The organism is uncultured Pseudoteredinibacter sp. (genome assembly GCF_947500695.1).
Taxonomy (GTDB): Bacteria; Pseudomonadota; Gammaproteobacteria; order Pseudomonadales; family Cellvibrionaceae; genus Pseudoteredinibacter.
This window is the reverse complement of record NZ_CANMSS010000012.1, coordinates 108,325-122,620: the sequence shown is the minus strand read 5'-3', so window position 1 is coordinate 122,620 and position 14,296 is coordinate 108,325. Positions and strand designations below refer to the sequence as shown.

Sequence of the window (14,296 nt, the reverse complement as noted above, 5' to 3'; positions counted from 1 at the left end):
TCAACAAGGAAGATTTAAATGGGAAATAGAGTAATCGTAAAAAGCCTATCTGGTGTTGTGTTATGGGCCATGCTATTCGCCAGCCAACTTAGCCAAGCCATTCATATTAACCCCAATGATAGTGGTCAGGTTTTGCTCTTCCCGGCTTATACCGCTGCCGAAGGACAATCCACCTTGCTCACTATTGTAAACAGCAAAGACGAAAGCAAAGCGCTAAGAGTGCGTATTATGGAAGGTGTAAACTCTAAGATCGTGCTGGAATTTAACCTTTACCTTGCACCCTATGATCACTGGAGCGCCCTAATTGCCAGCACAGAAGATGGCGCCCATTTGGGCACCGCCGATTTTTCCTGCACCTACCCCGGTAATATTGGCATGCAGAAACTGGGGTCAGCCCAATTTACCCCTTTGCGTTTTGAACACTTCGCCCCGGCTAGCGATGATCAAGTGCCAGAGAGGGTAAGACAAGGGCATATCGAAGTTTTTGAAATGGGTGTGATTGACAGCAGCCAAACCGAGTTATTGGCCGGCATCAGCCGTAAAGGAAAATTAAGCAATGCAGGCTGCGAAACGGTAGCGGCCGCTTGGCAAGAAGGTGGCGCTTTTTTTGATGAAGCAAGCCTTAGCAAGCCCAGTGGCGGCTTGCACGGCACGGCCTCATTTATCCATGTAGCCGATGGGACCAATATCAGTTACAACGCCACCGCCGTTGGGGCCTTTACCGAGCGGGTAATACACACAAAACCCGGCCATGAATCGCCCTCTTTTGTCGATACTAATCCTGCCACTGCAACCCTACACAGCAATGAAGGCTACCTAAGCTTGGATTTTGCTAGCGGCCTAGAGGCGGCCAGCGCTATTTTTATGAAGCCCCAGCTAAGTGGCGACTACACTATAGAAAATAGTGTTAATGCTAGAACTCGATGGTATCTCAGCTACCCCACCCGTCGGCACCATGTATCAACAACGCAGGCCTCCGCCCCTTTTACACAAAAAATCGACGCCGAGCTTAAGGCCTGCGAATCGCCGGAATATAGTCACTTCAATAGAGAATCCCAAGGTGTTCGGGAACCAGCCCTAGACTTCATAGCACGCCCCAAAATATTACATGATGTTATTGGCGCGAGCTGTACAAATAGCAGTGAACTGTGGTTTAAAAACAAAAAAATGGGCCCAGTCTCTAGCAATATAAAGGTGGCACATAACAATGGCCATCTGGTCATTGACTATAAGCGTAATAAGGAAAATGAAAAAAAACACATTTTAAAAAGCACAGCCCCCGACGCCAAACCACTTGTTGGTCTACCTGTTATCGGTATTTCTACCCATAGATATTTCAATGGTTCACTGAATGGGCTCTTAGCCAATTATGCTGGCGCCATGAAGCTTATTGGTAAACCCGCGTTTAAAGAAAAAGATCCCGAGCCGGGGACATGTTTTGACCCTTTTAAAGGCGTATATCCGTGTAATGACTAAACCCCAAGGACAAGGGCCAAGTTTTGCAGCTCACTGCCTATACTACCATCAAAGGGCATGCGGCCCTGCTGACTATTAACAATAAAAAGACAAAAAATACTCTTTCTATAGTCCAATTTAAGCGAATCTAATGGCTATATTTTTATCTTAGAGCTCTTTGTAACCAAAATATTCCTCCTAGATAACTGCTTTATCAAAAGGTTTTCGACATAGCTTAAAGGAAACCTAGCCTATCAATACCTCTTACCCTGCAAACTTGCTACCTATGATTGACATTTAACCACCGTTTATATTAAGAGCAATGTAGACACTCAAATCGAACTCTCAAAATTTTCTTACCCTCTATAATTATCGTGATAATTTTTCAGAAAAGCTTTCTGACCTTTTCAATCAATAAAATTTTATTATTCAGTAGAAATTCACACAACTTAGCAAAGCGAAAGGACGGCTAAAACTTAAACCTGAAACTGTTTCACCAGGTCTTTCACCTCATTTGAGGTGGCATCCATTTTCTTAATAGATGCTGACGTATTTTGAGCAAGTTTCTCACAATCCGTCGCAGCATCTGAAATAGTGTTTAAATTCTTGCTAATTTCTTGAGACGCACCAAACTGCTGTTCTGTTGCCACTGAAATCTGTCCAGATAGAGCATCCACTTGTTTGACCGATGCGTGAATCTTTTCCAAGGACTGTCCAGCAATATCGGCTATTCCCATAAGTTCGTTGAGCTGACTTTGGTTCGCCCCCATTTTGGAAACAGAAAGGTCTGAATTTTTCTGCAAACTCTCGATCACCGAGGCCACCTCAGAAGTAGATTCCTGAGTTTGCTGTGCCAGCATTCTTACCTCGTCCGCAACTACGGCGAACCCTCTACCTTTTTCTCCCGCACGAGCAGCCTCGATAGCCGCGTTCAAAGCCAATAAGTTAGTTTGTTCAGCAATGCCGTTGATGACTTCCAGTACCTTGTTGATTTGCAAAGCCGATTGACTAACATCATCAACAGTCTTTTTCATCTCGTCCAAGTTGAGCTTTAGACTATTTGCCTCGTTCACCACTTTGCTTACCGAGCTTAACCCGTCTTCCGCATCACCCCGGGCGATTGATATATTCTTAGCGACTTGGGACACATTTTCAGCAACGTCCTTTGAACTGTGAGACATCTCTTCGACAGAAGCTGAAACCTGAACACTTTCATTTTGCTGGAATGAGATTGCTTTCAATGTGGCTTCAATATCTCCCTGGATTACCTCACCTTGTTCGTTCAAAGTCATGACCGATTGATCCAACTTCACAATCATGTCAGCCTGAGTTTTAACAAACTGGTTAAAAGCTCGGGATAAGTCTCCTACCTCATCGGCCCGATCGGAGTTTAGGCGTGTGGTCAGATCTCCCCCTCCACTCGCGACTTCATTAAATTTATCAACAATGTGACTCAGGGGCCGACTGACCATAGCATTAATCAATCCATATACTACCCCACACATGACAAGAAGAAGAGCTAAGGCCGTGAGAATAGACTCCTGAGTACTGCTAAGCACCGGCGCAAGAACCTCTTGAGATTCAACCGTTGTTACCAATCCCCAGTCACCAGTGTTGATCGCTGTGTAAATCACAAATATTTCCTGACCATTAATAGGGTCAGTCCCCGTTGTCACACGGCTTTTGCTCCCACTTGTCGGTTTAACAAAAAGCGATTCTAACGCGGGATAGTCACTCAGTGGCTTCATCGATAATTCGTTAGCGCGACCTGTCGAGGTAATTATTTTCCCAAGACGACTGATTAAATAACTTTTACTCGAATTGTATGGCTTAAACCCATCAATTAGATCCAGCAAACTGTCGAGGCGGCGATCTACACCCGCGATGCCTTTGAACTCGCCGTCAATGATGATTGGGAAAACCTGCTCAACGAGTGGCACTCCCTCATACACATAGGGCTCTGTAATCAAGCCCTGAACATCTTTGCTTTTATTCGCTTCCCAAATTTCCTTCACACCCTGATAGTAGAGGCTGCTCTCCATATCAGCGAGAGGCGATAATTCGATACCGGTTTCAGCGCGTGAAAAATACGGTAGGAATCGTCCGTCCACACAACAGCTTTCCGTCGTGGCTTGTGCTAAATTTAGTTCTACAGAGGGTATGTCTAGCTGCGAGTTGGGCTCATAACCAAAATAAGCCCCCTGGTATTCTGGGTGAGTCAAGAGAATTTGCTGCGCAAACTTAAGAGACTGTTGATACGCTCCAAATAGACCTGAAACTTGGGTCGCCGCCATGGTCTCTGCTGTCGATACTGCATTGAAATTCTTACCATCAATCGAAGCTCCTAGAGCTTCCAACTCCACAGTCAGCTCTCGCAACGCTCCCTTCTCAACATCTTGGCGATAAGAACTCAGAAGCAAAGCTAGAGTCGTTACCAAAATAACGCAGGCCGGTAAGATACTGATTAGTATCGATTTGGAGCGTATTTTCATAATGTAGAAACCTCAAGTTTTAAGCATAGATCCGTGCGGCAAGCCACTACTGAGAAACAGTTAATCACTTTCATTTTCGCCCTGTAATAATTCATTATCGTAAGCACAGCCTTTGGAATCTTTCCTGCAATCTACAAGTAAGCGTTACGGCAGGACGCCAAAAAGCACCAGGCGTGAAAGAGATCTACTAATTAGCTTTTCGACCAGAATGGTCTAGACTTTAACCGGACTAATAAGAGGTATTCCACCCCAGCATAATCGGCGACACCTATAAGCCGGGCATCGACATTTTCATTTAGAGAAGGGTTACCCAAACACTATTAGCTTAAACTGGCTAAGCAACAGAGCCCACTGTGACACAGTTTTTCCCATTTTCTTTAGACTGATACAGAGCTTTATCAGCTCGGTGAAGTAGGGTTTCCATGCTGCTATCCGATGAGCTCAAAGAGGCAACCCCTAGACTTATGCTGAAGTTCAGGCTATCGCCATTAGCTAGCTTTACGCCTGAATGCTCTACACTTTCACGAATACCCTGGGCTAGCTTTAACGCCTCTTGTTCGGAAGTTTTTGGCAACACAATGATAAACTCTTCCCCTCCGATTCTGGCGACTGTATCAGAAGGGCGAATAGTTCTAGCGCAACAATCAACCACACCCTTGATCACATAATCTCCAACAGGGTGACCGTAACGATCATTGATGCTTTTAAAGTCATCAATATCGATAATAATCAAGCTTAGATTACGATTTGCACTTAAGGACTCAAAAAACTCCTGATCGTAATAAACGTCGAAATAGCGACGATTGTAACAATTGGCCAAGGGGTCTCGGTTGGCAAGATCAAAGTTCTCCCGAGACCGCTGCTCCAATGCAAACTGTGCTTGATCTCGACTACGACCATCGGCGGCGATAACCACTGCATAGAATACGGCTACTGCCTCACCCATAACTAAAAAATATAGGGATACCGGGTCAAGAATATGTTCGGCGGGCCCCGGCAGTAAATAGGCGATCAATAGCGGTAATAGCAACATCACAGCAATAACAGACAGCGACGCCGAAATCGTACTGCACAGTAAAATCACCGCAAATGTTGCCAATATCTGAGAAAAGACGAAATGGTAATTGGCGTCCTCTAAGCCATTATCAAAATACAAGGCATGTTGCATAGAAAATACCGCTGCCCCTAGGATCACTATAATATCGATGTGCTGTTTCATCGCCTTAAGCTTGGTCATTAAACCCAGCCCCGCCAAACAAAGGCAGGTAACAGAGCTTATTAGCAATGGTGAATATCTATCCGTGACAATTCCATCCAGTGCATAGACCTCCAGCAATGCCGTCGACATATACAGTAAAATCGACACAATAACGCCCTTTTGCGTTCTCGAATGCAGCTCAGAGTTGCGAACGGAATAGAAACTTGAATCGAACATCATATCTATATTCAAATAAAGCGAGTTACTTTAAGCATATCGTTAATACTGCCGTTCTGATTTGGACAAGCTATAAGTAAGCATCAAAAATGGGATATTGCAAACTTCTGTTGATCTGGTCAAATCGAGACGACCCGATATTAAACTCAGATTTCAAAAGATAGTCAGAATCCCCACGATAGATTTAAAACTGATAGAATAGAGTCCAATTCATAGATTTACAGAACAACATGAACCGACGTTTTACCCTAGCCCCCATAATGGACTGGATCAACGCTTCATTTACTTCAATAAATACAATAACTTACGTAAAAGATAGTTAGCTTAGTAGCACTTTTTCAGCACCAGTAGCTGAAACTCTAATCTATAAACGATCACTGAAAGTAACTCAATACCTTGAAACCATGGGTGATGTAAAGGTCGACTCTAAGTCACAGATAAAGGCGTACACTTTCCTATTCCTTTCTCACTCATTAGCCAAAACAAGACAAACCCTGAATTTCAGCAAGAATCGGGTTGAGTAATGAGCTGCTTCATTTCAGAATTCTGGGATTAGTAATGTTTAGGACTACATAAATGCCAGTTACGAGCTTCATCAGACTTCTAACCTTAGCTGCTATTTGGGGCGGGTCATTTTTATTTATGCGCATTGCGGCCAATCCGCTTGGGCCAGCAGCACTTATTGAAGCCAGAGTTGGCTTTGCTGCTATAACCTTACTTGTTATCTCTTTTTTTGTTAAAAGAAGCCTTAAACTTGGTTCAAATGCTAGGCACTTTTTTATATTAGGTTTTTTTAACTCGGCATTACCCTTTCTACTTTTTGCCTATTCGGCACAGGTTTTAAATGCGTCATCTTTGTCCATTTTAAATTCAACAGCGCCGATTTGGGCAGCAATAATAGCTGCTGTTTGGACAAAAACCACTTTAAGCAAAAGCGTCTCATTAGGGCTCTTTCTAGGTATTGTAGGCGTCTGTGTACTGGTCGGCTGGGACGCCGTTAATATTGGGGAGAATGCGACATTACCCATAGTGGCCGCTATACTGGCTTCGGTCAGTTACGGCATTGCCACAAACTACGCAAAACATGCTCCTACAGTTGAAGCTTTTGATAATGCGCATGGTAGCATGTGGGCTTCAGTTATTATCGTTTTACCTCTACTGCCATTCTTTCCATTAAGAGAGGCTCCAACTCAAGACATTTTAACGTCAGTCGTTCTGCTCGGAGTAGTCTGTACTGGGCTTGCTTATTTGCTTTACTTCCGTTTAATCTCTGACTTAGGGCCATCATCAGCCCTTTCAGTAACTTTTTTAATACCGGTATTTGGTATCTTTTGGGGACATATCTTCTTAGATGAAGAAATTGGATTAAATACTATTATTGGTTCAATCTTAGTAATTGCTGGAACTATGTTTGTGACTGGATTCATCCAAAGGCTCACGTTTTGGCAAAGGGCTCCATATCATGAACAAAATTGAATCGCATCGTCACTATAGTGTTGTAGAGCAGGCAATTCGTTATATTCATGGTCATTTTGATAAACAACCATCACTTTCAGATATCGCTAAAGCTGTGCATATGAGCGAGCATCACTTGCAGAGAGTATTTTCAGAGTGGGCTGGGATTTCACCTAAACGATTTTTACAATCGATTACTAAACAAGCAGCAATTGATGCCTTGAAGAGTAGTAGTAATTTAATTGAAGCAAGTCAAAACGTTGGCTTATCTGGCACAGGGAGACTGCATGATCTTATCGTGACATGTGAAGGTATGACCCCAGGTGAAATAAAAAACGCGGGTAGCGGCGTATCAATTGAGTATGGCGTGATTTCAAGCCCGTTCGGAGAGGCTGTTCTGGGATGGACAGCCAGAGGGATTTGCTATCTACAGTTTGTTGTGGACCAGCAACAAATTACTATCGATAATTTGTATGAACAATGGCCTAAGGCGGCCTTCACACTAAACAATGAAGAAGCAGAGAAGCTAAGTCGAAAAGTATTCTCATCACCACTTGAGCGAGGCAATATTCATTTAGTCCTTAAGGGGACGAACTTCCAAGTAAAAGTTTGGGAAGCACTAATAAACACCCACCCTTCACAACAACTTTCATATTCTCAAGTGTCAACATTAATCGGCTCACCGAGAGCATCAAGAGCTGTTGGTACGGCTTTAGCAAACAACACAATTGGGTACTTAATACCTTGCCACCGAGTGATAAAAAACAACGGTGAACTAGGTAACTATCGTTGGGGAAGCGATCGTAAAGCCGCTATTCTTGCGTGGGAAGGAGCTTTAGTGAAATAAGCAAAGTCACGTATGTGTGCAACCTACGCAAAACCCCTGTATAGACTTCCTCGAATTTTGATAGGCGCGACCTGAATTTGAGAGAGCCCTCACCAAAGAGGGCTCGAACGGGACAACCAAATTAAATGAAATTACCTTAATAAATAGATTCTTTTACCCGCAGCTCACTTCCCAGTATTACAAAAATATTTGTAGTAAATATGTAGCACTGCCAATTAGTGTTAGAATAGTCCCCTCTTTATTAAATATCTTTTCAGGCGACCCCACTAAAAAATGGTAGCACCCAAATCAAAACCACCAAAAACTACCGACCATTCCAGACGATTTTCTCTGGCCCCCATGATGGATCGGGGCAAGCATTAGTTATTTTGTGTATTTTCATACACATACAAAGCTAAAGCCTCCATTGGTTGCATTTTGGTTGCACTGATTCTTGAAACCAATACTCTTGAGTGAGATCAGTTCAAATAGCGGGTGTAGCCTGATACGCGCTTACATGCGTTCAACTTTTTGCGCAACGGAACCGATAACGACCAAGATACCCCGAGAGGAATGCATGAAATACTACTAAGATCTCTCTGATAAAATCCAATCTACAATCGGCAACCTTCCCACCCTTAACTCGAGTTCATCGACTAGCCGAGAATCCCACAAGCGTATAGATCTACCTCTTTCAGCCCCAAGCGCAATTACTCGAGTCTCTAAGTCAGAAGTAACTATAAATAGCTTAGTTATCATTTAACGAGGCGTGTTATATCCATTCTGAGGCTTAACCCAATCAACCCTCATTATCCTTTTTAAATGGTGAGACCTGCATTATTCCTACAAATTTAAATAAGCTCTAAAGTAGTATTATTGTCCAGTTATAGGTTAATAAAAATAACACCCCAAAAACACGCAGGCGTCAAATGGTATTCATGTTGCTGAATCCACCATCCTTCCGATGAGACGTAATGACAATTCAGGACTATGAAAATATAGAGGATCGCCCACCCCGAAATGGAACACCTCATGTATAAAACATCTTCCATTGTCCAAAAAGTGTATCTTGATTTCAGAAGTTAAAGAATGCAAAAAACCGGCATCCAAAGTGTAACGACATATGATATATTACTTCATAAACGGATCCGAAATTAGAAGCACGAATAACTCTGACAAAGAATAAACAAGGATATATTATCTGGCATGAAATTAAATCTTAGCCTTAACCTTGAGGATATTAACCAAATAATTATCGGCGCATTCGCTTTAGCAGTCCCTATTTCATTTTCAGAAGAGGCCTGGAGACTTGGAGAATCCCTCCCCAACCTAAATTTGGGCCTCTTATTTCTATTATCTATTTTATTTTTAGCGATATTTGCTTATCAGAATGTCTTTCAGGGGAACATTAAATTTAGAATCCTTGTTTATAGCATTAGAATTTTTATAGCGTATATTATCGCAGCCACAGTTGTAGCTTTGGTTTTATTATCGCTCAATAAATTTCCCATTTTGGAAGATCCTTATATAGCGATAAAACGACTCATCGTTATTACAATGCCCGCATCGATGGGAGCAATAATTGTAGACAGTTTTGATAAAGAGTAATTATGAAAAAGTACTTTGAAAATCTAGCTAAAGCTTTACTTGGGCAGCCGTATAAAGAGCTCAGTTCTGGAGAGCAAAAAGTTATTGAGAGCATTGCTGAAAAGACTTCTGTCTCGGAAGATATAAATGAAACTTTCGAGGAGGGATTAACATTCGGGCAGATAGCCGCAGATAAGATCGCTGCATTTGGTGGATCGTGGACTTTTATAGGCATATTTTTTGCGTTTATTATGATATGGATTGTCTTAAATACTGGCCAGCTTTTAGGATTACACAGTTTCGACCCCTACCCTTATATACTGCTCAATTTAGGACTATCTAGCCTAGCCGCCTTTCAAGCACCTATAATAATGATGTCACAGAACCGACAATCTTCTAAAGATAGATTACAACAACAAGCTGCATTTGAAGTAAACTTGAAGTTAGAGCTAGAACTAAAACTATTACACGAAAAATTCGACCGAATTGAAGAGACATTAGAGAAAAAATGGAATTCATAATCCCAATTCTTGCCATTGCAGGATTACTTCTAAGTATAAAGTTCACAAACTCAGCTATAGCTAGGTTTGGGACCTCAAAATCCGTTAGTCAATATAGGGTGAAGTATATATCTAAAACGATTAATCTCGTACTTATTGCCTTCTACACCACTCTAACGATAACTTTCTTAGGCCTAGAATACACACAGATAACTATATTTTTATCGTCTATATTTGCTGTTTTAGGTGTAGCTCTTTTTGCACAATGGTCGATACTGAGCAACATCACCGCCAGCCTTATTATCTTCTTTGGTTTTCCCTATCGTGTCGGAGACAAGATTAGAATACTAGATAAAGACTCTGAAATCGTTGGTGAAATTGAAGAAATAGCGTTGTTTCATGTCTTAATTAACACCAGCCAAGGCCTAGCAACATACCCTAACAACTTAATTTTACAAAAAGCAGTTATCAAAAACCCGACGAACAGCTGATCCTTGAGCCGGTAGCAAGCCTCCAATTTTACTTGGTGAGTATTACTCCTTATCCAATTTGTCTTCCCCTTGGATTCCGGGACTTTCCAAATAAAGCACCTCAAGAAAGTCTCTAGTAATCTTTTGCTCTAGCTCAACGGCATCATGTGTTGGGCAGAAAATTGTTATCGAGAAATCCAGCCTTCCGAGCTCAGTAGTGGTAATACGCACACTGGGCCCAGGTCCATGTAGAGTTATACCCAATCTATTTTCAATAAGACCGCTATAACGTTCCGCCACTTCACTGAACGATTGGCAATATACCTCAGACTTTTCAATCAAATAGTCAACATATTTAAACGGGTTTTCTCCATTTGGAAGACATACGATAGAGAATGAGTGAGCCACATATCGGCGCATAAAATTTAAATTTGCAACACTATGGGATACAAATTGATTATTAGGAATAACCAACGTCCTACCCGTGTAAGAATAGCCATGAGACTCCATATCGACCTCCAGCAGGCTTGTACTCAACCAATCACTTCGTATAACTTCCCCGTTTGATTCCCCTACTTTAATCCAATCCCCTACACTGAATAACCTTGTGCTAGCAAGGTAAAAAGCGCCTATCACACACTGTATAAACTCACGGGCAGCCAAGACAAGAGCTACGGAAAACGTAGCTATAGACAGAGCTACAAACCGTATTTCAGACAGCCAAACCACTATTAAACCTACAAACATTAGCAAGCTGGTTACATTGCTAATCGTATTTATCAGGCGTTTAGGCAGTTCGTTTTCACCAGCGGGCCTTGACTTCAAGAAGAACACTATTAGAAACCTGATAATAAGCAAAGCCAATATCAATACCACTGAGGCGACCAGCTTGTGCTTATTTATCAAATCCAATAGCAAGAAAAACTCCGGAAACTCCATGGCTCTCCCTTCACAATATTATTGATATTTAGTTTTCGATCTTCTAACTTTGAATCACTTACTCTAAGCCGCAACACCATTTGAATGGGCGTATTTCTTCGGAAACGATCTATCACTTGAACGAATACAGCTCATTAGATAATCGAGTACAGGAGTGTTCGCAACTGGTTTTTCCAGAAACTCTGGAAAAAATTTTGGTGCCTTCACTAATTGTCGATCAACCATCTCATTAATGATGGGCAAATAGGCAAAACCTGTCTTGCCCACGTAAAGGTTTTTAATGTCTTGCGTCTTTATTGTTTCTAAAGCCAAACCAACACCATTGAGATATAAATAATCTTTAGTAAAACCACCACCACGATGCACTCTAACGGCTAACTTGAACGCTTCGCTCTCTGAAAGTCTATGTTCTTCATGTAAAAAAGCATAAGTGTGTCTGAAATCACCATATTTCAGCATTTCTTTCACAGCAAGAACCCTCAGGGCTAGACCGCGAAGGCGTTTAAGGCTCATGTTTCCAGATTGATACTCGTTAAGAATTGCCAGTCCTTCCTGCGTCAATGTATTGCCAGGTAACCCCAAAGAGAAAACCTTCAATCGTTGTGAAGCCGCATTCAGTGTCGTGGCCATATGCACACCCAGCTCATGGTGCAATAGGCTTTGAGCTTCGGTATTGCTTAACTTCAGATTCTTAGCAATAAGCACAGCCTTACGGCTATTTGATACCATCGCTGAGGCGACCAATTTCGCACTGCTTTCTACCTTACACCCCATCCCCCATTGGCTCGCGGCCTCTTTAAAGCGACTAATTAGCTGTTCGGTTGTGACGCGCTCTTCATCTTCGTGTCCTATTCCATTTGCATGAAGTAAAAAGCGAGCATTTTGCTCATCACTAATAGTTGGTTCTCCATAGTATTTGAGGGATTCATATAGAAAGTCAGCCTGGCCTGCTTTTACCAGTAAATCAATTTTTTCACTCAAACCATCTATCACATCACGGTAAAGTGATTGAATGCTAGGATCTCGAATAGTATCTACGGGTAAGCGGTAAAGTTTCTCACGAAACTGATATGGATCAATGTCTAGAGGGCGATATTGAAAGCTAGGCTGGTACTTTCCCTTACCCTTAAAGAAACATTTACTTTCAGATGGGATATTTATCGGGTTAATGTAGTACAGAGTTTCTAGGCCCTTGGCTAAGCGGTACAAAGCTCGGTCAACTTTGAGAATCGACGGGTCCATCTTCTCCGTCAACATGTCAGATTTTGTCACACGTCGCTTAGACGTGAATCGGCGCGAGAAAATGGCCGAAATATCCACTAGGCAGTTCTTGAACTGCTGGCTCATAGCCTGCATCACCAATGGGTAGAGCTCGCCAGTCATTTCATCCATGAAGATCTTTTTTACCTCCAGAGGCAAAACAAGGCTATTTTGGAAGCGGCTGTTGATATGTGCAATCAAATACCCTCGCCCATGAAATACCCCGTTTTCCCTAAAGTTTACAGGCAGATTGGGTAATTCAATCTTAGATAACTTTGACACGCATAAGTCAACGACGTACTGCCATCGTTCTTTGTCAATTTGTTCTGTACCAAGATTAAAAGTAGGACTGTCTTCAGCTTGACGTAAAAAATTGTATGAGTGAACATCAAAGATTAACGAAGCTCCAAATCGTTGTTCGATAAAACTCACCAAGGCATCCAGCACTCGATAGAAAGACTGGTGCTTTTTAATACTGATATTTCGCTCTTTCAAAGGGAGCTTTTTCGTCCAAACCTCTTTGCCCCAAGCCGTCTTGTATAGACAGCTAGAGATAGGGCGATTTAAATCATACTCATAACGAGAGTCTTGAGCGACCAAAGTAATCGGCATAGCTTGGATAAGCTGGTCAGTGTACGGGTCCTCTTCATATAAGCGCTCACCTTCATTAAGTAAGCATAAGTCTTCTAGCCTTGACCTAAACTGATGCCCTGCATGTATCGCTGTGCAAATGGCAGGAGTATGGGATTCTACCTTGAGTAGAAAACTGCCGTCTTCTATCTCGCACTCAAACAGCTCACCGGCCGTAATTCGCTTAATGATCTCCGCTTCAGATAACTTCAGCATCTTCAATAACCTTACGAAAATTGTTTTTTCTTTCAATCACCATTTCACGCGTAGACACTACATTTTCAACAAAGTCGATAATCGTCTTTTGCAGTTTCACACGATTCAATTTATTGATTCTGGTGATACCTCCTGGGCTTAGCACATTCACCTCGATCAGCTTGCCATTGATAACGTCTAGGCCAACAAGATATAAACCATCACGGACGAGTTGTGGTCCCAAAGCCTTGCAGAGCGCTTTTTCTTCTTTTGTGAGTACGTGCTTAACTTCTTTGCCTCCGGCATGGATATTTGAGCGAATATCTTTATCTGATGGAACGCGCTTCATGGCACCAATGGGTTCGCCGTTGAGCACTAATATACGTACATCTCCTTCGGAGGCGCCTTCCACATACTCCTGCAAAATCACATAATTCCCCTGATCTCGTCCAATATAGAAATCTAAAAGGGATCGAAAGCTACGGGAGGCGCTTTTTTCTACAACGATGACGCCCTGACCACCGTAGCCAGCCAATGGCTTCATAATCATTTGATCAGTTGCCGATTCTTCAAGTACTTGCTCTAGGTACTCCTGACTCTTCGACACGTGAGTCACAGGGATAAAGCGTGCAGCCTCGCCACTGAATGATGCGGGATATAGCTTGTTATTCGCGATGCGAAGACCATCGATATCATTCATGATAAAAACGTCGTTACGCACGGAATCGAGGAAGTTTAGTGCTGTAGTATCTAGCGGTGGATTGGCCCGCATAATAATGGCGTCAAAGCCAGCTAAGGGCAGCTTACAGCGCTTGAAATCGGCATTCTTATAAAAAGAAGGAATGCTAGTACTTACTTTGGTCGATTTCTTCAATACATTACAATATGCATAGGCCACGCTATCGCGAATAGTCAGGCTATTGGGCGTTGTTATTGCAACAGTGATGTGCCTCGAGGCAACCTCATGTATTAACCTTAATGTACTGTCGGTTTCGGGTTCTATTCGATCCCACGGATACATCAAAAAGCAAATTTTCACAGTAGTTCTCCCA

At 42.4% G+C, this 14,296-nt stretch carries 11 protein-coding genes; 6 read left to right on the top strand and 5 right to left on the bottom strand.

Annotated elements, in window-relative coordinates:
• Window positions 1-18 precede the first annotated feature (18 nt).
• Complete coding sequence (locus tag Q1A08_RS18605) at window positions 19-1,476, top strand: hypothetical protein (protein WP_299775716.1); 1,458 nt, start codon at window positions 19-21, stop codon at window positions 1,474-1,476.
• A 455-nt stretch (window positions 1,477-1,931) separates the two neighbouring features.
• Here Q1A08_RS18605 and Q1A08_RS18600 read toward each other — a convergent pair whose 3' ends face one another.
• Together Q1A08_RS18600 and Q1A08_RS18595 are read right to left on the bottom strand one after the other, a co-directional pair.
• Entirely contained in the window at window positions 1,932-3,947 is a 2,016-nt protein-coding gene (locus Q1A08_RS18600; protein WP_299775714.1) for a methyl-accepting chemotaxis protein, read from the bottom strand.
• A 334-nt stretch (window positions 3,948-4,281) separates the two neighbouring features.
• Window positions 4,282-5,385 (bottom strand): GGDEF domain-containing protein, encoded by a 1,104-nt coding sequence (locus Q1A08_RS18595; RefSeq protein ID WP_299775712.1) that lies wholly within the window; start codon window positions 5,383-5,385, stop codon window positions 4,282-4,284.
• 573 nt (window positions 5,386-5,958) lie between these two features.
• Between Q1A08_RS18595 and Q1A08_RS18590 the strand changes: the two genes are divergently transcribed.
• The 5 genes from Q1A08_RS18590 (at window position 5,959) to Q1A08_RS18570 (ending at window position 10,241) form a co-directional block, all read left to right on the top strand.
• Window positions 5,959-6,858 carry a DMT family transporter gene (locus tag Q1A08_RS18590; RefSeq protein WP_299775710.1) on the top strand — a complete coding sequence of 300 codons (900 nt, stop codon included), beginning with the start codon at window positions 5,959-5,961 and terminating at the stop codon, window positions 6,856-6,858.
• Window positions 6,845-7,684 (top strand): methylated-DNA--[protein]-cysteine S-methyltransferase, encoded by an 840-nt coding sequence (locus Q1A08_RS18585; RefSeq protein ID WP_299775708.1) that lies wholly within the window; start codon window positions 6,845-6,847, stop codon window positions 7,682-7,684. Before Q1A08_RS18590 ends, Q1A08_RS18585 begins: the two co-directional genes overlap by 14 nt.
• 1,185 nt (window positions 7,685-8,869) lie before the next feature.
• Window positions 8,870-9,271 (top strand): DUF2391 family protein, encoded by a 402-nt coding sequence (locus Q1A08_RS18580; RefSeq protein ID WP_299775706.1) that lies wholly within the window; start codon window positions 8,870-8,872, stop codon window positions 9,269-9,271.
• A 2-nt stretch (window positions 9,272-9,273) separates the two neighbouring features.
• Window positions 9,274-9,771, top strand: coding sequence for a DUF1003 domain-containing protein (locus tag Q1A08_RS18575; protein ID WP_299775704.1), 498 nt, complete (start codon window positions 9,274-9,276; stop codon window positions 9,769-9,771).
• Window positions 9,759-10,241, top strand: a complete 483-nt coding sequence (locus Q1A08_RS18570; protein WP_299775702.1) for a mechanosensitive ion channel domain-containing protein — start codon at window positions 9,759-9,761, stop codon at window positions 10,239-10,241. Before Q1A08_RS18575 ends, Q1A08_RS18570 begins: the two co-directional genes overlap by 13 nt.
• 42 nt (window positions 10,242-10,283) lie before the next feature.
• Here Q1A08_RS18570 and Q1A08_RS18565 read toward each other — a convergent pair whose 3' ends face one another.
• From Q1A08_RS18565 to gshB, 3 genes are all read right to left on the bottom strand, one after another.
• Window positions 10,284-11,159: a mechanosensitive ion channel domain-containing protein gene (locus tag Q1A08_RS18565; protein WP_299775699.1), complete on the bottom strand. Its 876-nt coding sequence runs from the start codon at window positions 11,157-11,159 to the stop codon at window positions 10,284-10,286.
• Window positions 11,160-11,222: 63 nt separating this feature from the next.
• Window positions 11,223-13,265, bottom strand: a complete 2,043-nt coding sequence (locus Q1A08_RS18560; RefSeq protein WP_299775697.1) for a flavohemoglobin expression-modulating QEGLA motif protein — start codon at window positions 13,263-13,265, stop codon at window positions 11,223-11,225.
• Window positions 13,249-14,283, bottom strand: coding sequence for a glutathione synthase (gshB, locus tag Q1A08_RS18555; RefSeq protein WP_299775695.1), 1,035 nt, complete (start codon window positions 14,281-14,283; stop codon window positions 13,249-13,251). The genes Q1A08_RS18560 and gshB overlap by 17 nt, the downstream gene beginning before the upstream one ends.
• Window positions 14,284-14,296 lie beyond the last annotated feature (13 nt).